At 65.3% G+C, this 19,356-nt stretch carries 20 protein-coding genes; 13 read left to right on the top strand and 7 right to left on the bottom strand.

Annotated elements, in window-relative coordinates; translation table 11 throughout:
* Positions 1–3: 3 nt before the first annotated feature.
* From BMI88_RS09535 to BMI88_RS09505, 8 genes are all read left to right on the top strand, one after another.
* Positions 4–1,521, top strand: coding sequence for an aldehyde dehydrogenase (NADP(+)) (locus BMI88_RS09535; RefSeq protein ID WP_078548095.1), 1,518 nt, complete (start codon positions 4–6; stop codon positions 1,519–1,521).
* Positions 1,522–1,545: 24 nt separating this feature from the next.
* A complete protein-coding gene (locus tag BMI88_RS09530) occupies positions 1,546–2,394 on the top strand; it encodes an SMP-30/gluconolactonase/LRE family protein (RefSeq protein ID WP_146673536.1) in 849 nt (282 codons plus the stop codon).
* Positions 2,395–2,827: 433 nt separating this feature from the next.
* Positions 2,828–3,880, top strand: coding sequence for a phosphate ABC transporter substrate-binding protein PstS (gene pstS, locus BMI88_RS09525; RefSeq protein ID WP_078548091.1), 1,053 nt, complete (start codon positions 2,828–2,830; stop codon positions 3,878–3,880).
* Between the two features lie 78 nt (positions 3,881–3,958).
* Positions 3,959–4,927, top strand: coding sequence for a phosphate ABC transporter permease subunit PstC (gene pstC / locus BMI88_RS19560; RefSeq protein WP_078570087.1), 969 nt, complete (start codon positions 3,959–3,961; stop codon positions 4,925–4,927).
* A 3-nt stretch (positions 4,928–4,930) separates the two neighbouring features.
* Positions 4,931–5,770, top strand: a complete 840-nt coding sequence (pstA, locus tag BMI88_RS19555) for a phosphate ABC transporter permease PstA (RefSeq protein ID WP_083079010.1) — start codon at positions 4,931–4,933, stop codon at positions 5,768–5,770.
* Between the two features lie 29 nt (positions 5,771–5,799).
* Entirely contained in the window at positions 5,800–6,579 is a 780-nt protein-coding gene (gene pstB / locus BMI88_RS09515; RefSeq protein ID WP_078549746.1) for a phosphate ABC transporter ATP-binding protein PstB, read from the top strand.
* 69 nt (positions 6,580–6,648) lie between these two features.
* On the top strand, positions 6,649–7,746 hold the full coding sequence (locus BMI88_RS09510) for a transglutaminase-like domain-containing protein (protein ID WP_078548089.1): 1,098 nt from the start codon (positions 6,649–6,651) through the stop codon (positions 7,744–7,746).
* A 79-nt stretch (positions 7,747–7,825) separates the two neighbouring features.
* On the top strand, positions 7,826–8,800 hold the full coding sequence (locus BMI88_RS09505) for a glyceraldehyde 3-phosphate dehydrogenase NAD-binding domain-containing protein (protein ID WP_078548087.1): 975 nt from the start codon (positions 7,826–7,828) through the stop codon (positions 8,798–8,800).
* A 55-nt stretch (positions 8,801–8,855) separates the two neighbouring features.
* Here the strand turns inward: BMI88_RS09505 and BMI88_RS09500 are convergent, their stop codons facing one another.
* Both BMI88_RS09500 and BMI88_RS09495 read right to left on the bottom strand, forming a co-directional pair.
* Positions 8,856–9,575: a Bax inhibitor-1/YccA family protein gene (locus tag BMI88_RS09500; RefSeq protein ID WP_078541880.1), complete on the bottom strand. Its 720-nt coding sequence runs from the start codon at positions 9,573–9,575 to the stop codon at positions 8,856–8,858.
* A 134-nt stretch (positions 9,576–9,709) separates the two neighbouring features.
* Entirely contained in the window at positions 9,710–9,940 is a 231-nt protein-coding gene (locus BMI88_RS09495; RefSeq protein ID WP_078548085.1) for a DUF1127 domain-containing protein, read from the bottom strand.
* A gap of 114 nt (positions 9,941–10,054) precedes the next feature.
* On the opposite strand from BMI88_RS09495, the gene BMI88_RS09490 reads away from it, so the two are divergent.
* Positions 10,055–10,903: a LysR family transcriptional regulator gene (locus BMI88_RS09490; protein WP_078548083.1), complete on the top strand. Its 849-nt coding sequence runs from the start codon at positions 10,055–10,057 to the stop codon at positions 10,901–10,903.
* Here BMI88_RS09490 and BMI88_RS09485 read toward each other — a convergent pair.
* Positions 10,894–11,862, bottom strand: coding sequence for an NADPH:quinone oxidoreductase family protein (locus BMI88_RS09485; RefSeq protein ID WP_078548081.1), 969 nt, complete (start codon positions 11,860–11,862; stop codon positions 10,894–10,896). The genes BMI88_RS09490 and BMI88_RS09485 overlap by 10 nt on opposite strands.
* 394 nt (positions 11,863–12,256) lie before the next feature.
* On the opposite strand from BMI88_RS09485, the gene BMI88_RS09480 reads away from it, so the two are divergent.
* Positions 12,257–12,619 (top strand): helix-turn-helix transcriptional regulator, encoded by a 363-nt coding sequence (locus BMI88_RS09480; protein ID WP_078541876.1) that lies wholly within the window; start codon positions 12,257–12,259, stop codon positions 12,617–12,619.
* A gap of 146 nt (positions 12,620–12,765) precedes the next feature.
* Complete coding sequence (locus BMI88_RS09475; protein ID WP_078548079.1) at positions 12,766–13,584, top strand: inositol monophosphatase family protein; 819 nt, start codon at positions 12,766–12,768, stop codon at positions 13,582–13,584.
* 132 nt (positions 13,585–13,716) lie between these two features.
* Here the strand turns inward: BMI88_RS09475 and BMI88_RS09470 are convergent, their stop codons facing one another.
* Positions 13,717–14,700, bottom strand: coding sequence for a Hint domain-containing protein (locus tag BMI88_RS09470; protein WP_078548077.1), 984 nt, complete (start codon positions 14,698–14,700; stop codon positions 13,717–13,719).
* A 212-nt stretch (positions 14,701–14,912) separates the two neighbouring features.
* Here BMI88_RS09470 and BMI88_RS09465 point away from each other — a divergent pair, with 212 nt between their 5' ends.
* Positions 14,913–15,692 carry an SDR family oxidoreductase gene (locus BMI88_RS09465; protein ID WP_078548075.1) on the top strand — a complete coding sequence of 260 codons (780 nt, stop codon included), beginning with the start codon at positions 14,913–14,915 and terminating at the stop codon, positions 15,690–15,692.
* Positions 15,693–15,787: 95 nt separating this feature from the next.
* Positions 15,788–16,888 (top strand): ABC transporter ATP-binding protein, encoded by a 1,101-nt coding sequence (locus tag BMI88_RS09460; protein WP_078548073.1) that lies wholly within the window; start codon positions 15,788–15,790, stop codon positions 16,886–16,888.
* A 4-nt stretch (positions 16,889–16,892) separates the two neighbouring features.
* Here the strand turns inward: BMI88_RS09460 and BMI88_RS09455 are convergent, their stop codons facing one another.
* Genes BMI88_RS09455 through ccmI form a run of 3 tightly spaced genes read right to left on the bottom strand, consistent with a single transcriptional unit; the run spans position 16,893 to position 19,179 of the window.
* Positions 16,893–17,138 (bottom strand): DUF1289 domain-containing protein, encoded by a 246-nt coding sequence (locus tag BMI88_RS09455; RefSeq protein WP_078548071.1) that lies wholly within the window; start codon positions 17,136–17,138, stop codon positions 16,893–16,895.
* Positions 17,135–17,608: a Holliday junction resolvase RuvX gene (gene ruvX / locus BMI88_RS09450; RefSeq protein WP_078548069.1), complete on the bottom strand. Its 474-nt coding sequence runs from the start codon at positions 17,606–17,608 to the stop codon at positions 17,135–17,137. The genes BMI88_RS09455 and ruvX overlap by 4 nt, the downstream gene beginning before the upstream one ends.
* Entirely contained in the window at positions 17,605–19,179 is a 1,575-nt protein-coding gene (gene ccmI / locus BMI88_RS09445) for a c-type cytochrome biogenesis protein CcmI (protein WP_078548067.1), read from the bottom strand. The genes ruvX and ccmI overlap by 4 nt, the downstream gene beginning before the upstream one ends.
* Between the last annotated feature and the right edge of the window lie 177 nt (positions 19,180–19,356).

The raw sequence follows: 19,356 nt of genomic DNA, 5'->3' as shown, positions 1-19,356 counted from the left end.
CAAATGACCTATACCCCGCATGGCAAGAATCTGATCGCAGGCGATTGGGTAAAGACCGAGACCCGTTTCACGTCTGACCCGGCGCATGGGCCCTCGCACGAGTTCTGCATGGGCACGGTCGAGATGGTGAATGCCGCCTGCGAAGCGGCCGAGGAGGCGTTCTGGGACTATGGCTATTCGAGCCGCGAGACCCGCGCGAAGTTCCTCGAGACGATTGCCGACGAGATCGAAGCGCGCGGCGAGGCGATCACCGAGATCGGCACGCAGGAAAGCGGCTTGCCCGAAGCGCGCCTGAATGGTGAGCGCGGGCGTACCACCGGCCAACTGCGGATGTTTGCGGAGCATATCCGCAAGGGCGACTATCTCGATCGCCGCCACGACGAAGCGCTGCCCGATCGACAGCCGCTGCCGCGCCCCGATCTGCGGATGATCCAACGTCCCATCGGGCCGGTCGCGGTCTTCGGTGCGTCGAACTTTCCGCTCGCGTTTTCGACGGCGGGCGGCGACACGGCTTCGGCGCTGGCGGCGGGCTGCCCGGTCGTGGTGAAGGGCCATCCGGCGCATCCCGGCACCGGAGAGATCGTGGCCGAAGCGATCAAGGCCGCCGTCGAGAAATGCGGAATGCCCAAGGGCGTGTTCAGCCTCGTCCAAGGCGGCTCGCATGATGTGGGGCAGGGGCTGGTGCAGCACCCGCTGATCAAGGCGGTGGGCTTCACCGGCAGCTTGGGCGGCGGCAAAGCGCTTTATGACCTTTGCGCGCAGCGCCCAGAGCCGATCCCGTTCTTCGGCGAACTGGGCTCGGTCAACCCGATGTTCCTGCTGCCGGAAGCGATCAAAGCGCGCGGCGAGGATCTGGGCGTAGGCTGGGCGGCCTCGCTGATGATGGGTGCGGGCCAGTTCTGCACCAACCCCGGCATCGTGGTCGTCAGGGAAGGCACCGAAGGCGAGAGTTTCGTGAACGCGGCCCTCGCATCGCTTGAGGCGGGCGGATCGCAGGTCATGCTGACCGACGGAATCGCCGAAGCCTATAGCAAGGGCGCCGCGCGGTTCGAGGAGGCCGGCGGCGTTCAGCAATTGCTCACTCAGGTTTGCGACCGGCGCGAGGCGAAGCCCTACTTGTTCCGCGTCTCCGCCGCCGATTGGCTGGAGAACGAGGTTCTCTCCGAGGAGGTCTTCGGCCCGCTCGGGCTGATCGTGACCGTCAAGGATGACGACGAGATGCTGAAGGTCGCGCGCAGCTTCTCGGGGCAGTTGACCGCGACGCTGCATATGGATGACGGCGACGCGGCGCTGGCCGGACGGCTGCTGCCGGTGCTGGAGCGCAAGGCGGGCCGGGTGCTCGCGAATGGGTTCCCGACCGGCGTCGAGGTCTGTGACGCGATGGTTCATGGCGGGCCTTACCCGGCGTCCACGAATTTCGGCGCGACCAGCGTCGGCACGCTCGCGATCCGGCGCTTCCTCCGGCCTGTTTGTTTCCAGAACATTCCCGAGAACCTCTTGCCCGAAGACCTGCAGGGGTGAGAGGCTTCCGCAAATCGCGGGAGGATTCATATGAGCTTGTTCGATGACAGGGTTTGCGAACTGGGGGAGGGGCCGTTCTGGCATCCCGAGCGCAGCCAGTTCTTCTGGTTCGATATCTTGAACCGCAAGCTGCTGACGCGCGATGCCAACGGGCCGCTCGAATGGCAGTTCGAGGGCATGGCCTCGGCGGCAGGCTGGGTAGATCGCGAGCGGATGATCCTCGCGACCGAGACCGGCCTGTCGCTGTTCCATATCGGCGAGGGCACTCTGGAGCCGCTCGTCGAAGTGGAGGCCGACGATCCCGGCACCCGCTCGAATGACGGGCGGGCGGATCGGCAGGGTGGCTTCTGGTTCGGCACGATGGGCAAAGAGGCCGAGCGCGGGCGCGGCACGATCTATCGCTATTACCGGGGCGAGCTGCGCCGTCTCGTCTCGGGGATTTCGATCCCCAACGCGATTTGCTTCACGCTCGATGGTCGCACGGCCTATTTCGCGGATACGCCCAGCCGGAAGGTCTGGTGTCAGTCGCTTGATGCGGATGGCTGGCCCGAGGGCGAGAGCCGGCTGTTTCTCGACCTCGCGTCCGAGGGCCTCTACCCTGACGGGGCAGTGGTCGATGCAGAGGGTGGCCTCTGGTGCGCGCTTTGGAGTTCGGGGCGGGTGGCGCGTTTCGATGCGGAAGGCCGCATGACCCATCATCTCGATCTGCCGGGGAAGAACAGCACCTGTCCGGCCTTCGGGGGCGCGGATATGCGCGACGTGCTGGTCACGAGCGCGCTGGAGGGCATGACCGACCCCGATGCGGATCAGGGGCTGTCCTATCTGCTGCGCGCGCCGGTCGTCGGTGTGCCCGAGCCGCGCGTGATCTTGTAACTTTTGTCGCGAGTCAGCTCGTGCGGCGTTCGCTCGCCGCACGCCGACTCTGAGTCGCGAGGGCAGGGTAATCCGGCCTTCGCGACCGCTTCGTGACACCGAAACCGTCACAAAAACCGCCTGCAGGCTGTCATTTTCTCGGCGAAATTTTCGTAGGGGGCGCCGTATGCGCCCCATGCCTCGCGGCGTTGCGAAAAGAGCGTGATCGCCGGAGGCGTGTGAAAGGCCCTATGGAACTTCCGTTTTCGGGGTTTCTTGCCCAAGGCGTGTCGTGATCCAGAAGCCCCTAAAAACGCCAGATTATCACGCTCTGTCACGCAATCGCGACTGTTACATAGCTGTCAAAAAGCCCCGTCATGAGTGCACCCAGCGGACGGGACGAGTTTCGTTACCGCGTTCATAGCTTCCGAATTCTGACAGCGAGGACTGTTCAATGTTCATCACCCGCCTCACCCTCACCGCCGCGATTGCCGGTGCGACGCTGGCTTCGGCCGCCGCGGTGCAGGCCGCCGACATCTCCGGCGCCGGCGCGACCTTCCCCTATCCGATCTACTCGGCCTGGGCGAAAACCTACAAAGAGAAGACGGGCACGGGCCTCAACTACCAGGCCATCGGCTCGGGCGGCGGCATCAAGCAGATCGAATCCCGCACCGTGACCTTCGGCGCGTCCGACAAGCCGCTGGGCGGCGACGAGCTGGAGAAGAACACGCTGGTTCAGTTCCCGACCGTCATGGGCGGCATCGTTCCGGTCGTGAACGTCGAAGGCATCAAGCCGGGCGAGCTGGTTCTCGACGGTGAGACGCTGGCGAAGATCTACGAAGGCAAGATCACCAAGTGGAACGATCCGGCCATTGCCAAGCTCAACGAAGGCGTGAAACTCCCCGACGCGGCGATCGCCGTTGTCCACCGTTCGGACGGTTCGGGCACCACCTTCAACTACACCTATTACCTCGCCTCGGTCGATGAGACCTGGAAGAACGACATCGGCGTCTCGACCGCTGTCGAATGGCCGGTGGGTCTTGGCGCCAAGGGCAACCAGGGCGTGGCTGCGAACGTCGATCAGACGAAGAACTCGATCGGCTATGTCGAATATGCCTACGCGCTGCAGAACAACATGACCTACACGGACATGATCAACAAAGCAGGCAAGAAAGTCGCGCCGAAGGCCGAAGCCTTCGCCGCTGCCGCCGCCAATGCCGACTGGTCGAGCCAGCCGGGCTTCGGCGTCATCCTCGCCAACCAGCCGGGCGACAAGACCTGGCCGATGACCGCGGCGACCTTCATCCTGATGCACAAGGACGCCAAGGACGGTGCAGCTTCGACCGAAGCGCTGAAGTTCTTCGACTGGGCCTATGCGAACGGTGGCGATGCTGCCGCCAAGCTGGACTACATCCCGATGCCCGAAAACGTCGTGGCTCAGATCAAGAAAGAATGGGGCCAGATCAAAGGCGAGGACGGCAACGCTGTCTGGTCGATGAACCACTGATCCTTCCTGCCATAAACACCTTCGGGGGAGGGCTGCATCTGCGGCCCTCCCTTTCTGCGATTTTGAGTGGAGTGCGCGATGACGGCGACAAGCGATTACGACAGCGGCGTGAAGAGCACGCGCCCGGTGGCCCAGTCCGACCGGATATTCGGCTCTTTGACGCTGGCCGCTGCGGTGGTGGTGCTGCTGGTTCTTCTGGGCGTGTTCGCCTCGCTCGTCATGGGGGCGTGGCCGGCGTTTAAGGAATACGGGCTGCCGTTCCTGTGGACCGCGAAATGGAACCCGGTGACCGACAAGTTCGGCGCGCTGGCGCCGCTTTACGGCACGGTCGTCACCTCGATCATCGCGATGGTCATCGCGGTGCCGGTGGGGCTTGGCATCGCGATTTTCCTGACCGAGACCTGCCCGCGCGTGTTGCGCCGCCCACTTGGGATCGCGATCGAGTTGCTCGCCGGCATTCCCTCGATCATCTACGGCATCTGGGGCCTCTTCGTCTTCGCGCCCTTCATGCAGAGCTATATCCAGCCCTTCCTGATCGACACGCTGGGCCATGTCCCGGTGATCGGCACCCTCTTCGCGGGCCCGCCCTACGGGATCGGGATGCTGACCGCGGGGCTGATCCTCGCGATGATGATCCTGCCCTTCATCGCCTCGCTCGCGCGCGACATCTTCCAGACGGTGCCGCCGATGCTGCGTGAAAGTGCCTATGGCATGGGCATGACCCGCTGGGAGGTGAACCGCCATATCGTGATCCCGCATGTGCGCACCGCGCTGGTGGGCGGCATCATGCTGTCGCTCGGTCGCGCGCTGGGTGAGACGATGGCCGTGACCTTCGTGATCGGCAACGCGCATCGCATCTCGGGCTCGATCCTCGCACCGGGCACCACGATCTCGGCGGCGATCGCCAACGAATTCACCGAGGCCACGACGCCGATCTACACCTCGTCGCTGATCGCGCTGGGCCTCGTTCTGTTCATCCTTACCTTCATCGTGCTTGCCGCAGCCCAGTGGATGCTCAAGCGCATGAAGCAAAAGTCGGGAGCGTAAGACATGGCTTCGATGACCCGCAGAAAGACCGTCAACGCGGTGATGATGACGCTGTCCACGGGGGCGGCGGCGCTCGGCCTCTTCGTGCTCGCCGTGATCCTGCTCTACCTGCTCTACAAGGGGGCGAGCGCGCTGAACCTTTCCGTCTTCACCCAGGACACGCCCTCGCCGATGGAGCCGGGGGGCTTGCGCAATGCGATCCTCGGCTCGGTCATCATGTCGGCGATCGCGGTGGCGATCGGGACGCCGATCGGCATCCTCGCCGGGACCTACATGGCCGAATACGGGCGCTATGCGAAGCTGTCGAAGGTGATCCGCTTCGTGAACGACATCCTGCTGTCGGCGCCCTCGATCATCGTGGGCCTCTTCGTCTATCAGGTGCTCGTCGTCAGCCTCGGGCATTTCTCGGCGCTTGCGGGCTCGGTCGCGCTGGCGATCCTTGTGATCCCGATCGTCGTGCGCACCACCGAGGACATGCTGCGCCTCGTGCCCGACCAGTTGCGCGAGGCAGGGCTTGCGATGGGCTGGCCCCGCTGGATCGTGATCCGCACGGTCGCCTACAAGGCGGCAATGGCGGGGATCGTGACCGGCGTGCTGCTGGCCATCGCCCGGATTTCGGGCGAGACCGCGCCGCTTCTCTTCACGGCGCTCAGTAACAACTTCTTCAGCCTCGATCTGACGCAGCCGATGGCCTCGCTGCCGATCACCATCTTCCAATTCGCGCTCTCGCCCTACGATAACTGGCAAGCCCTTGCCTGGGCAGGCGCACTTCTCATCACCGTCGCGGTGCTGGCGCTGTCGATTGTCGCCCGCCTCGTCACCTCCAAGAAGGAGAAACACTGATGGATACCCTCACTCGCGAACGCTCTCCGATGACCTTCGACGGGGTGGATCCCGCGCCGAAATCGCGCATCTCGATCAAGAACCTCGATTTCTTCTACGGTGATTTCAAAGCCCTGAAATCGATCAATCTCGACCTGCCCGAGAACCGTGTGACGGCTTTCATCGGTCCGTCGGGCTGTGGCAAGTCCACGCTCTTGCGCGTGCTCAATCGGATGTATGACCTCTATCCGAAGCAGACCGCGACGGGGGAGGTGCTGCTCGATGGCGAGAATGTCCTCGGCAAGAAGGTCGATCTGAACCGGCTGCGCGCGAAAGTGGGCATGGTGTTCCAGAAACCCACGCCCTTCCCGATGACGATCCACGAGAATATCGCCTTCGGGCTGCGCCTCGCGAATTACGCGAAATCCGAGATCGACGACCGGGTGCAGGCGGCACTGAAGGGCGCGGCACTCTGGGACGAGGTGAAAGACAAGCTGCAAAGCTCGGGCCAGTCTCTCTCGGGCGGTCAGCAGCAGCGTTTGTGCGTGGCGCGCACCATCGCGGTGGAGCCGGAGGTGATCCTGCTCGACGAGCCGGCTTCCGCGCTCGATCCGATCTCGACCGGCAAGCTGGAAGAGACGATCCACCAGCTCAAGGAGCAGTTCACCATCGCCATCGTCACCCATAACATGCAACAGGCGAGCCGCGTCTCCGACCGCACCGCCTTCATGTATCTGGGCGAGCTGATCGAAGAGGGCGAGACCGCGCAAATCTTCACCCGCCCGCGGGTCGAGCGCACCTCGGACTACATCACCGGGCGGTTCGGCTGATCGCACTGTCGCCTTGTTCTTGCAGGGACGCGGGCGTAGAAGGCGGCCAGTATTCAGCGGAGTGGTGACATGGCTTTGAACAGACGGCGTCTTCTGCAACTCGGCGCGGCTTCGATGGCGCTGGCGGCGAGCCCGCGCGGCGCGAGGGCGGCGTTCGATCCCAAGCCCACGGGCTGGCGCAGCTTCGAGCTGGTCACCAAGGTCAGCCTGCCCGGCGGTGGCGAGACCGCGCAGCTTTGGGTGCCGGTGCCCTCGGTTCATGGCGACGGCTGGATGAAGCCCGGCGCGGTGAACTGGGAAAGCGATGCGGACGAGGTGCAGATCGTGAATGCATCCGACACCGGCACGCCGATGGTGCATGCGGTCTGGGGTGCCTCCGACGGCCCGCGTACGCTGACCCTGACGACGCAAGCGCAGACGCAAGACTTCGTGGTCGATCTGAGTAAACCGGGCGACGTAGAACCGCTGGACGAGGTCGAGCGCGCGCGTTTCACCGCCGCGACCAAGCTGTTGCCGACCGACGGGATCGTGAAGCAGACCGCCGACTCGATCACCCGCGGGAAGACTGGCGATCTGGAGAAAGCCCGCGCGATCTACGAATGGATCGTCGAGAACACCGTGCGCAACCCGAAGACGCCGGGCTGCGGGTTGGGCGATATCTCCTTCATGCTGACCTCAGGCGACCTGTCGGGCAAATGCGCCGATCTCAACGCTCTCTTCGTCGGGCTGTCGCGTGCCGCCGGTCTGCCCGCACGTGATGTCTATGGCATCCGCGTCGCGCCCTCGCGCTTCGGCTACAAGAGCCTCGGTCTGAAATCCGACGATGCCACCGGCGCGCAGCATTGCCGCTCGGAAGTCTGGCTCAGCGGCTTCGGCTGGGTGCCTGCAGACGCCGCCGATGTGCGCAAGGTGATGCTGCAGGAAGGCGAGGGGCATCTAGGCCTCAAAGACCCCAAGGTGGTCGATGTGCGTGCGAAGCTGTTTGGCGCATGGGAAGGCAACTGGATCGGCTATAACTACGCGCATGACGTGGACCTGCCGGGCTCGGACGGGCCGGAGCTGCCCTATCTGATGTATCCGCAGGCCGAGATCGACGGCAAACGCCGCGATTATCTAGACGCCAAGGACTTCACCTATCAGATCACCGCGCACGAACTGTCGGCCTGAAGTCTCTCGTATCGGTGACAATCGCGCACTTTCCCTTGGCGCCCTCCGGCGCTAAGGGCGTTTGCAGGAGGTGCGCCAGATGCGTGTTTTCATAAACGGGTTCGGACGGATCGGTCGCTCGGTGCTGCGCGCCTGGGCGGAGGCGCCTGCGCGCTGGCCGGGACTGGAGATCGTGGGCGTCAACGATATCGAAGCGCCCGAGATGCTGGCTTACCTGTTCGAATATGACAGCGTGTTTGGCCCGTGGCGCGGCACGGTCGCGCTGGAAGAGGGCGCGCTGGTGATCAACGGTACCCGGATCGCGCTGCACCGCGCGGATGATATCTCCACGCTCGATCTGTCGCATGTCGATCTGGTGATGGAATGCACCGGCCGCGCCGACAGTACGCAGATTGCAGGGCAGGGGATCGCAGGCGGGGCAGCCCGCGTGCTGATCTCGGGACCTGCGAAAGCGGCGGAGATCACGGTGGTTCTGGGCGCCAATGACGCGGCGCTGAACGGGCAGAAGATCGTCTCCAACGCCAGCTGCACGACAAACGCTCTGGCGCCGCTTGCGCGGCTGATCGACGCGGAATTCGGGATCGTCACCGGTTCGATGACAACGGTGCATTGCTATACCGGCTCGCAGCCCACGGTCGACAAGCCGCGCGGCCCGATGGAGCGCTCGCGCGCGGCGGCGCTGTCGATGGTGCCGACGACGACCTCCGCGGGCAAGTTGATGGAAGAGGTGCTCCCCGATCTCGCCGGTCGCCTGATTGCGCAGGCGGTGCGGGTACCCACGGCCTCCGTGTCGGCGGTCGATCTGGCGGTGACGGTGAAAAATCCTGCCACGGTCGAACAGGTCAAAGCGGTGCTGCAAGGCGCGGGTGGCGTGATCGGCACGACCGGGAAGCCGCTCGTTTCCACCGATCTGCGTGCGCGCCCCGAGAGCATCGTCATGGCGTTGCCCGAGACCCGCGCGACCGAGCACGGGCTGATCCGGGTCTTCGGCTGGTATGACAACGAGTGGGGCTTCTCCAACCGGATGCTGGATATGGCGCTGCGGATGGGCTGACATGAAAAAGCCCCGCCGGATGGGCGGGGCTTTCATTGTCTGGCTTGGGCGCGGATCAGTTCCGGTTGCCCATGAATTGCAGCAGGAACATGAACAGGTTCAGGAAGTCCAGGTAGAGCTGCAGCGCGCCGATGATGGCGGCCTTGCCCATGAACTCCGAGTCGCTGGCTGCGAGCTGCAGGTAGGTGTTCTTGATGTTCTGCGTGTCGTAAGCCGTGAGGCCCGCGAAGATCAGAACGCCGATCACCGAGATCGCGAAGGCCATCGCCGAGGAGGCGAGGAAGATGTTCACGATCGACGCGACGATCAGGCCGATCAGACCCATCATCAGGAACGAGCCCATCGCGCTCAGGTTACGCTTCGTGGTGTAGCCATAAAGCGAAAGACCCGCGAAGGAGATCGCCGTCACGAGGAAGGTCTGCGCGATCGAGATGCCGGTATAGGCGGCGAAGATGAAGCTGATCGACAGCCCCATAAGCGCGGCATAGACGAAGAACACGATCTGCGCCGTGCTGGTCGACATCTTGTTGATCATCGCGCCGAAGGCGAAGACGATCGCCAGCGGAGCCAGCATCACAACCCATTTGAGGCCCGAGCCGAAGATCGCGGCAACGAGCGCCGGGTTCGTACCCACACCAAACGCCACGGCCCCGGTCACCAGCATCGCCAGCGACATAAGCCCGTAGACCTTGTTCATATGTGCGCGAAGACCCTCGTCAATCGCAGCCTGACGCGTGCCCGCCTGGGGGGTCCGCATCGTTTCGAAATCAGCCATCAGCACCTCCAACTATATCTCCCGGTCGTCCCTCGGACCGGTTTCGGTACCGATATTGGCAGAGCAGCCCCGAAATTCAAGATTTGGGGCCGCTCGAAAATGCCTCGTTTTACACTGTTTTCACGTCTTTTGTCTCAGCGGCCCGCGCGCCAGTGATCGGGGGCGTCCCAAATCCGGCGCCGTGCCTCGAATGCGGCCTCGGTCTCGCTCAGCCCGAGGTCGTCGAGAAGCCTTGAATCAAGGCGCTCGAGTGCCCGGCGCGACCGGTGATAGGCGGCCATGCGAGCGAGGGTCGCAAAGAAGCCCTGCCGGGCGGGACGGGCAGGGGCGCAGCTGGCGGCGTTGCGCCGGGTCAGGAAGGTCATCGTCTCATCCTCCGTGGCAGATCGTTCCTGCCGAGAAGGATGGCGCAAGTTTATTGATGATGAAAACGAATGATTGTGCTATTCAGCATCACGAAACGTGATGGATAGTCCGACATGGCACAAAACCTCGATATTGCAGCGCTGCGGGCGCTGCTGACTGTCTCCGAGACCGGGTCGGTGACGCAGGCGGCGCGACTTCTGAACCTGACGCAATCGGCGGTGTCGATGCAGATCCGCCGCTTGGAGGAGGCGCTCGACAAGGTTCTCTTCGATCGGGCGAACCGCAAGATGGCGCTGACCCGTGCGGGGCGCTCGCTTCTGGATCACGCTCGCCGCATTTGTGCCGAGAACGATGCCGCGCTGGCCCGGTTGCGCGCCTCCGAGACCGAAGTCACCGTGCGTTTCGGTGTGCCGCATGATCTGGTCAGCCCGCAGATGCCGAACCTGCTGCGCGCGCTGTCGCAGCAATGGCCGATGGTGCGGCTGCAGCTTGCCTCGCGCCGCTCGATGACCCTGCGCCGGCTGCTGGAGGCGGGCGAGTTGGACATGATCCTGACGACGGAAGAAAAGCCCGGCTCCGATGCCGAGGTGCTCTCCTCCGATCAACTGGTCTGGATCGGGGCGCAAAAGGGGCGCGCCTTTTGCGAGCGCCCGCTGATGCTCTCGATCGAGGAGGGCTGCGCCTTTCACGGGGCGGCACTACAGGCGCTGGAAGCTGTCGGCATCGAATCCAGACCGGCTTTCGACGGGCAATCGGACGAAATGGCGAGCGCGGCGGTGGCCGCCGATATGGGAGTCGCGGTGCGTCTGTCGCGCGACGTCCCGCCGGGCTGCGTGGCCTTGGGCGCGGAAAGCGGTCTGCCGCCGCTGGGCCGCTCTCGCATCTGTTTCTACGACACGGGCCGGTTGACCGGAGATCCGGTCGATGGGCTGCGCACGCTGATCCGTGAAGCTTACGCCTGAGCGCCGATCTCGATGACCAGCTTGCCGGTGGAGCGGCGCGCGCGCAGATCCCCCAGCGCGTCGGGGATCTGCTCCATCGGATAGGTCGCGCCGATATGCGGGGTGAGCCCGCCCTGAGCGAACCAGTCGAAGAGCCGCGCCATCGAACCGGTCAGCACCTGCGGGTCGAGCTTGAGATAGCCGCCCCAGTAAAGCCCGTGGATCGCGATGTTCTTCACCAGCGCGTGGTTGAGCGGCAGCTTCGGCTGGCTGCCGCTGGCGAACCCGATCACGAGATAGCGCCCGCCGGGCTTCAGCGCGCGGAACGCCGCTTCGCCCGCCGGGCCGCCGATCGCGTCATAGACCACGTCACAGCCGCCAAGCGCCTTGATGGCCCCCTTGAGGTCGTCGCTCTCGCTGTCGAGCGTCTCATCGGCTCCGGCGTCCCGCGCGATTTGCTGCTTCGCCTCGCCGCGCGCGCAGGCGATCACCCGCGCGCCCATCTTCTTGCCGATCTCGACCGCGGTGAGGCCGACACCACCAGCCGCGCCCAGAACCACCAGCGTCTCGCCCTCGGCAAGCGCTGCGCGCGTCTCCAGCGCCACGTGGCTGGTGCCATAGGCGATCTGGAAGGCCGCCGCCTGCGCGTAGCTCATCGCGTCCGGCATCGGGGTGCAGCGGGTTTCCGGGAAATTTCCCGACTCGGCCAGCCCGCCTTGTCCTGCGAAGACGGCGACGCGGGTGCCCGGGGTGAGGGTGCAGCCCTCGCCTGCCGCGATGACCTCTCCCGCGAGCTCCATCCCGAGCGTGAAGGGCGGGGTGGGGGTGTCTTGATATTTCCCCTCGATCATCAGCAGGTCGGCGAAGTTCAGGCCGCAGGCCCGGATGGCCACCTGAACCTCGCCCGGCCCCGGCGCGGGCAGGGGGATTTCGGTCAGCTCGGGGCGTTGCCCGGGGGCGGTCTGAACATAGGCGCGCATCGAATGCTCCGGCAGGTTGTGTCTCGAGGCGGGTCTGCCAAGCGGGCGGACCCTTCGGCGTCCGTGATAAACCGCGCGAGAGATCAGGACCAGCCCGCGCTTTTGGTGCCGGAAGCGACCCCGCGGCAGGTCCGATCCGCGGGTTGACGCGCGAATCAATCCCTCGTGAAAGACCGGTTAGCGCCACCATCTTCCCCTACGGCACCTGAGTCGTTGATTTGCAAATCGCAAAACACGCGGAAGGCGAATAGCGGGCGACCTATCCTTTAGGTTAGGTGTGCTGCGGAAAGCCGCAAATTCCCTGTCTTTTTAGACAGGTTTGCGATTTTACCCGCGCAGGCCACACTCAGCGCACGGTAGTTTGCGGGTGAAATTGGCTTAAAGGGGAAAGAGTATGAAGCATCCGGTTGATGTCCACGTGGGCAAGCGGATCCGGCACCGGCGCTGGATGATTGGGATGACCCAACAACAGCTTGCGGACAAAGTTGGGATCAAATTCCAGCAGATTCAGAAATACGAAACCGGGATGAATCGCGTCTCGGCGTCGCGTCTCTGGGATATCGCGGATGCGCTCGAGGTTCCGATCTCGTTCTTCTTTGAGGGTCTCGCGGAAGACAGCGGGATGCAACCGGAAGTGGCGGGGGATATTCTGTCCGACAAGGAGGCGCTCGCACTCGTGCGTTCCTATTACGCGATCCCGGAGGCGCAGCGCCGCCGGCTGTTCGAACTGGCCAAGGTTCTGTCCGACGCGGCCTGAGCGCCACGCAGACGAGTTTAGGCGCAACTGGCGACCGAATGTGGGGCGGTCGGCAGCTTGACCCGGAGAAGGGGGGCGGTTACCGCTCCCCTTATCTCATTTCTGGGGGGCGGTTGCGGTGACGGCACGGCCCGGGGAGGACACCGATGCTTGATCTCGACACCGATACCCGTGCGGCGCTCGCCGTGCTGGCCAATGACCTTGCCGATTGCGCCCGTCGCGAGACCCTGGCGCAGTTCCGGCCCGTGGGCGGGATCGGCGCGGATAACAAGCTCGAAGGCGGTTTCGATCCGGTGACCGAGGCCGACCGCTCCGCCGAGGCCGCGATGCGCGCCCTGATCGCGGAACGCCGCCCGCAAGACGGCATCTACGGTGAAGAACATGGGGTGACCCGTGGCGAGAGCGGCCTGACATGGGTGCTAGACCCGATCGACGGCACGCGCGGCTACCTGTCGGGTACGCCGACCTGGGGCGTGCTGATCGCGCTATGCGCCGAGGAAGCGGATGGCCCCGGCGCGCCTATGATGGGCGTGATCGACCAGCCCTATATCGGAGAGCGTTTCACCGGCGGCTTCGGCCGCGCGACGCTGGAGGGGCCGCATGGCGGGCGCGATCTCGGCGTGCGCAGCGGGCGCGGGCTCGACAGCGCGACGCTTTTCACCACCTTCCCCGAAGTCGGCACGCCCGACGAAGGCGCGGCCTTCGCGCGGCTTTCGCAACAGGTGCGGCTGACGCGCTACGGCATGGATTGCTACGCCTATGCGCTGCTCGCCGCCGGTCAGATCGATCTGGTGGTCGAGGCGGGGCTGCAGCCCTATGACGTCGCGGCCCCGATCGCGGTGATCGAGGCGGCGGGTGGCCTTGTCACCAACTGGCAGGGCGGTCCGGCCCATCGCGGCGGGCAGGTGCTTGCTGCCGCATCGCCCGAGATCCACGCAGCCGCGCTCGACGTGCTGAACGGCTAACCTCTTCCTCTTGGCAAAAATATCCCGGGGGGTGAGGCGGGTTTAGCAGCCTTCCAGTGGAAGGACGCCCCGCCGAACGCCCGAAGCGCGAGCGGAGGGCAGAGAAGAGCGGGGGCAGCGCCCCCTCCACCCTCAGTCCTTGCGCTTGCGGAACAGCTTCTCGCGTCCGATCCGGTCCAGCAGTTCGCGCGTGGCTTCCGTGCCGAAATGCTGGCGGTGGGCGAGGTCGGGCAGGCGGTTCGAGATCTCGCGGCCGAGTTCTTCGGGAAGCAGCGAGAGCGTTGCCTCCGAGACCATCAGGCTCTCCACCGGAATGCCCTCGGCATAGATGATCTCGTGCCGGTCGAAGACCAGCGCGTAGTAATCGACGAAACCGCCCTCGCGCTGCCAGACATTCTCGCCATCGACGAGATGCTTGGCTTGCACGAGGATTTCCGACGTGTCGCCCAGCTTGTGCACGCCGCGGCGATAGAGGAACACGCGGTGATGGGGCGAGATCACCAGATCGCCCTCATTGCCCAGCACGCCCGCCGAAATCACGACCGGCGCGAAAGATCCCAGTGCCCGCATCGTCGCCTTCGCCACCAGCTTCACCGGTTGCGGACCGTTGTCGCGGGTCAGGACGCGCGCGCCCGGAGTGAGTTGCTCGATCGGCATCTGCGCGCCACCTGCCAGCGTGATCATCGTCCCGGTGGTGAAAGCCACGCAGACGAGGTCCGACAGCAGCGCCTCACCGGGGTCTTCGCTGGCTTCCAGCAGCGTGTAATCGAAGCGCGCCGCCATCGGCGAAAGCGGCAGCGCATAAAGCGCGTCCGTGGCGTCGTGGCGGATCATCAGGATGTCGACCGTGTCGCCCTCGGGCGTGATCAGCAGGTGCCGCGCGATCAGCGCGAGCGCATCGCCCGGCGCGCCGATCTCGGAGCCTGTCGCCACGGTCGGCGCGGTCCCTTGCTGGGCCAGCACGAGGCGACGCGGTTTGGCGGCGCGATGAAGCTGATAGATGTCGCCGGGTTCGCAGTCTTCGGCATGACCGAGCGCGTCGCCCTGATTGGCCCCGGAAGTGACCCAGATATCCTCGGCCTCGAAGACGTGAACGATCTGGCTCGGGTTTGACACGCGCTCTTCCTCGCCCTGCCGGGCCGCCTGAAACTGATGGATCGCATCGGCTTACCGCGGGCTGCTCCCGATGGTCAAGCGGCGACAGCACGCTTGTCCTCCCCCGCGCGCAAGCTACTGTCCGATGCGAAGCTGGCAGGGCGGCGCGCGGTGTTTCGTACGAGGGGCCCCGCCGGAGCACGCTGGAGAATGACAGTAAAGGAGAGGGCGCGATGGATCTTGGGATCAAGGGCCGCAAGGCGATTGTATGTGCGGGGTCGAAAGGGCTTGGACGGGGCTGCGCGATGGCGCTGGCGCAGGCGGGGGTCGAGATCGTGCTGAACGCGCGCGGCGCCGATGCGCTGGCCGCGACCGCGAACGAGATCATGGCTGCGACCGGGGTGACCGTGACGCCAGTGGCCGCCGACATCACCACGCCCGAGGGCCGCGCGGCGGTGCTGAGCGCGGCGGGCGAGGTCGATATTCTGGTGACCAATGCGGGCGGGCCGCCCCCGGGCAACTGGCGCGACTGGTCGCGTGACGATTTCATCGCGGCGCTCGACGCGAACATGCTCGCGCCGATCGCGATGATGCAGGCGGTTCTGCCTGCCATGATCGAGCAACGCTGGGGCCGGGTGGTCAATATCACCTCGCAATCCGTGCGCGCGCCGATCGCGCAGCTCGGCCTGTCGAACTCTGCGCGCTCGGGCCTGACGGGCTTCGTTGCGGGCACCTCGCGGCAGGTCGCCGAATATGGCGTGAACATCAACAATCTGCTGCCGGGCCTGCACGCGACCGACCGCGCGGTGTCGCTCGATACGGCGGCGGCGAAGACGAAGGGTATCTCGGTCGAGGAGGCGAAGGCTGAGCGCGAAGCGACGATCCCGGTGCGCCGCTACGGCACGCCCGAGGAGTTCGGCGCGACCTGCGCCTTCATGTGTTCGGCTCTTGCTGGGTTCATGGTCGGGCAGAACGTGATGCTCGATGGCGGGCTGAACAACATCTCGATCTAAGCCGGTCTGCCAGCCCTGCCGGGCTTGCTTGGGGGGCGGGGGGCTGCTATCTCCCGCCCTGCATTGCCTGACACTTTCGGTCGAGATTTCGCTGCATGAGCGCACAATTACCCCCTCCGCGCCTCGAAGTTCGCGCGCTTGGCCGCGTGTTCGACGGGCGGGCTGTCGTCGATGACGTGTCCTTCGCGATCCCTGCGGGGCAGGTGACCTGTCTGCTGGGCCCCTCGGGCTGCGGCAAATCGACGACGCTGCGGCTGATCGCGGGCGTCGACATGCAGGATACGGGCGAGATCTACGTCGATGGCAAGCTGATCTGCGACACGGTGTTCCGCATCCCGCCCGAGCAACGCGCGATCGGGCTCATGTTTCAGGACTTCGCGCTGTTTCCGCATCTGACGGTGGCCGAGAATATTGCCTTCGGCCTCAAGGGCGATGCGGCGGCGAAGCGCGCCCGCGTGACGGAACTGCTCGAAAAGGTGCGGCTCACGCGGCATCGCGACAGCTATCCGCACGGGCTTTCGGGCGGCGAGCAGCAGCGCGTGGCCTTGGCCCGTGCGCTTGCGCCACGGCCGCGCATCCTCTTGATGGACGAGCCTTTCTCGGGACTGGATGAGCGTCTGCGCGACGATATCCGCGACGAGACGCTGGCGCTTCTGAAAGACGAAAACACGGCCGTTCTTCTGGTCACGCATGAGCCGCATGAGGCGATGCGGATGGCCGATGAGATCCTGCTGATGCGCGGCGGGAAGATCGTGCAGCGCGGTGCGCCCTATAACCTCTATAACGCGCCGGTGGACCGGGCGGCGGCTGCGTTCTTCTCGGATGTGAACGTACTCAAGGGGCAGGTGCAGGACGCGCTGACCGTGACCGCGTTCGGCGATTTCCTGACGCCGGGCCATGCAGACGGGACCGAGATCGACATCGTGATCCGCCCGCAGCATCTGAAGATCGATTTCGACCGGGCAGGGCGCGGCCCATCCCCGACGCCGCAGGACGGAACGCCCGCGCGTGGCGTGGTCGAACGCGCGCGCTTCCTGGGCCGCGAGAGCCTCGTCGAGTTCCGGATGGATTTCGACGGCACGATCCTGCGCGCCAGCGTTCCCAACGTCTTCCTGCCTAAGCCCGGCACGCCGATGTGGTTGATGATCCGCCGCGACCGCTGCTTCGTCTTCCCGGCGAAAGGGGCTGGCGCTTAAGCGCTCAGCGGTCCTGCCGCCCCGCGCGCCCGCCCCGGCGTTTGCGCAGTTGCGGCGCGCGCTCGGGCAGTTCCGCCATCACTTCGCGGCGCGCCTCGGGCGTCATCCGCGACCATGCGCCGATTTCCTCCATCGTGCGGTAGCAGCCGATGCAGATCCGCGCCTCGGGGTGGATCTGGCAGAGCTTGACGCAGGGGCTCTCGATCTCGGCGCGTTTCCAGATGTCGTCGGTGTTTTGCGGATCGTTCATGCCGCCCCCAGATAGCGCAGCCGATCCAGCGCGCCTTGCAGGATGAAGCTGGCCGCGACGTGGTCGATCGCCTCGGCGCGTTTGGCGCGCGACATGTCGGCCTCCAGCATCGCGCGTTCGGCGGCGACCGTGCTCAGCCGCTCGTCCCAGTAGCCGATCGGCAGATCGGTGAAGCGGGTGAGGTTGCGGGCGAAGGCGCGGGTCGATTGGCAGCGCGCGCCCTCGGTCCCGTCCATGTTCTTCGGCAGGCCGAGGATCAGGCCCTTCAGTTCGCGCTCCGCCACGATCTTCAGAAGCGCCTCGGCATCGACGCCGAATTTCTTGCGTTTGATCGTCGAGAGCGGCGTCGCGACCGAGCGCAGCCCGTCGGACACCGCGACGCCGATGGTCTTGGTGCCCAGATCGAGCCCCGCGACCCCGCCCATGCGGGGGATCGCTTCGGCGAACTCTTCGATCGTCTCGCAGATCATTCCGCCACACCTGCCGATTTCGCCGCCGCCTCTACCTGAGCCAGTGCGTCCGGGTTGTCCGCCAGCGCCTTTTGCGCCTCGCTCCAAGCTTCCTTGGCGCGGTCGGTTTGACCCAGCGTCGCGAGCGACGAGATCACGCGGGCCCATTCCTGCGGCGTGCCGCCGTCGGTGGTCAGCCGGTCAAAGAGACCGTCGACCATGCCCTGGATCATCTGCTGGCGCTCCTCGGGCGTCATGGACTGCGCGTCCTTCATCTGCTGGGCGCTCGGGCCGGGGAGGGCGGGTGGCGCTTGCGGTGCGCTTTGCCCCGCCGAAGCGCCGCCCATATCCTTGAGCGCCTGACCAGCGGGCGCCTGATGGGCTGCGTCGATCTTCGCCATGTCTTCCGGGCGCGAGCTGAATTTGTCCTTCGCTTCGCCATAGATCGCATCGGCACGGTCGACCTCGCCGATCATGCGCAGCGAGGAGATGAGACGTGCCCAATCATCCGCGCTGCCGCCTTCCTGCGCGAGCCGGTCGTTCAGCCGCTCCACCATCGAGCGGATCATGTCCTGACGGGCCTCGGGCGACATATCCGCCGCCGCCGCGACATCGGCCTGCGACGGGCCGGGCGCGCCGCGCGGTCTGGGCGGGGTGTAGTCCTTCTCGCCCGCGAGCCATGCCAGGTCGTTAATGTTCTGCCGCATCATCGGCACCCAGGGGTCGCTATTCTCCGAGTTGCGCAACGCGCTGTCCCAGAAGCGGAACGCGCGGTCGGCACGCCCGTTCTGCAGCATCATCAGGCCGACATAATAGAGCGACAGCCCATTCTTCGGATCCATCGTCAGTGCGGTCGCGAAGACTTTCTCCGCCTCGGGGGTGATCATTCCGCCTGCCGCCACGGCCATCATGTCGCCCAGCTCGGCGTAATCTTGCGCCGTCGCAGAATCGCCCTTGGTCGCGACGAGACGCTGCTGCGCCTTCCATGCGGCATCGAAGTTGCCCAGAGTCGCCTCGTTGCGTGCCAGCAGTTCGAGACCTTTCGGATCGTTGGGCTTTTTCGCCACGGCTTCGCGCAGCTTCTTCATCAGTGCGAGGAATTGCGGATCCGGGTTGGATTGGGGGGCGGTCGCGCGGGCCTTTGCCATTTTCTCGGCTTCGGCCTGCGAGGGGCGGCTGTCATAAAGCTTGTCGGCATCCGCAAGACGCACGCCGATAGGCTGGTCCTCGTACCCGTCCTGCCCCACGTAATCGTAAAGCGCGAATGCCCCGCCGAAAATCACGACGACGCCGAGCACGACTGCGATGGTCGCCCCTTTCGGCGCGCGGCCCAGATCGGAGCCTGCCTGTGCCTTGCGGTCGGCCTCGAGCATCCGGCGCGAAATTTCCAGCTTCGCGCGGTCGGCTTCCTCGCGCGAGGTGACGCCGCGTTCGACGTCGCGCTCCAGATCGCGCAGCTGGTCGCGATAGACCTGCACGTCATACGAGGCCGCAGGGGCCATCTCGTCCTCGCCGCGCCCACGCAGCAGCGCAAGGGCGAACAAAAGCGCGATGACCGCAACGAGCGCGGCGGCGATAATCCAGAACAGCATGGCGTCTCCTCATCCTTCGTTCCCCATTTAGGCGAGATGACGCCGCGCCGAAAGGGTCTAGCACGTGAATGGAACTCGATGTCGCAGGCCCATGTCGCTTTTTTCCCTGCGATGCCGCAACAGGGGGGCTTTCGTCCGCCGCCCCGGTCCATCACAAAGGCGAAAGAGTCGAGACTG

Source organism: Thioclava sp. F36-6 (assembly GCF_002020305.1).
GTDB classification, from domain to species: domain Bacteria; phylum Pseudomonadota; class Alphaproteobacteria; order Rhodobacterales; family Rhodobacteraceae; genus Thioclava; species Thioclava sediminum.
The sequence above is the reverse complement of the archived record's forward strand: the minus strand, read 5'-3'. Positions and strand labels throughout refer to the sequence as shown.

Bases quoted from the DNA above. Each gene is read 5' to 3' on its own strand.
- BMI88_RS09535 (WP_078548095.1), top strand. From the start codon at position 4: ATGACCTATACCCCGCATGGCAAGAATCTGATCGCAGGCGATTGGGTA.
- pstS (WP_078548091.1), top strand. From the start codon at position 2,828: ATGTTCATCACCCGCCTCACCCTCACCGCCGCGATTGCCGGTGCGACG.
- pstC (WP_078570087.1), top strand. From the start codon at position 3,959: ATGACGGCGACAAGCGATTACGACAGCGGCGTGAAGAGCACGCGCCCG.
- pstA (WP_083079010.1), top strand. From the start codon at position 4,931: ATGGCTTCGATGACCCGCAGAAAGACCGTCAACGCGGTGATGATGACG.
- pstB (WP_078549746.1), top strand. From the start codon at position 5,800: ATGACCTTCGACGGGGTGGATCCCGCGCCGAAATCGCGCATCTCGATC.
- BMI88_RS09510 (WP_078548089.1), top strand. From the start codon at position 6,649: ATGGCTTTGAACAGACGGCGTCTTCTGCAACTCGGCGCGGCTTCGATG.
- BMI88_RS09505 (WP_078548087.1), top strand. From the start codon at position 7,826: ATGCGTGTTTTCATAAACGGGTTCGGACGGATCGGTCGCTCGGTGCTG.
- BMI88_RS09500 (WP_078541880.1), bottom strand. From the start codon at position 9,575: ATGGCTGATTTCGAAACGATGCGGACCCCCCAGGCGGGCACGCGTCAG.
- BMI88_RS09495 (WP_078548085.1), bottom strand. From the start codon at position 9,940: ATGACCTTCCTGACCCGGCGCAACGCCGCCAGCTGCGCCCCTGCCCGT.
- BMI88_RS09490 (WP_078548083.1), top strand. From the start codon at position 10,055: ATGGCACAAAACCTCGATATTGCAGCGCTGCGGGCGCTGCTGACTGTC.
- BMI88_RS09485 (WP_078548081.1), bottom strand. From the start codon at position 11,862: ATGCGCGCCTATGTTCAGACCGCCCCCGGGCAACGCCCCGAGCTGACC.
- BMI88_RS09480 (WP_078541876.1), top strand. From the start codon at position 12,257: ATGAAGCATCCGGTTGATGTCCACGTGGGCAAGCGGATCCGGCACCGG.
- BMI88_RS09475 (WP_078548079.1), top strand. From the start codon at position 12,766: ATGCTTGATCTCGACACCGATACCCGTGCGGCGCTCGCCGTGCTGGCC.
- BMI88_RS09465 (WP_078548075.1), top strand. From the start codon at position 14,913: ATGGATCTTGGGATCAAGGGCCGCAAGGCGATTGTATGTGCGGGGTCG.
- BMI88_RS09460 (WP_078548073.1), top strand. From the start codon at position 15,788: ATGAGCGCACAATTACCCCCTCCGCGCCTCGAAGTTCGCGCGCTTGGC.
- BMI88_RS09455 (WP_078548071.1), bottom strand. From the start codon at position 17,138: ATGAACGATCCGCAAAACACCGACGACATCTGGAAACGCGCCGAGATC.
- ruvX (WP_078548069.1), bottom strand. From the start codon at position 17,608: ATGATCTGCGAGACGATCGAAGAGTTCGCCGAAGCGATCCCCCGCATG.
- ccmI (WP_078548067.1), bottom strand. From the start codon at position 19,179: ATGCTGTTCTGGATTATCGCCGCCGCGCTCGTTGCGGTCATCGCGCTT.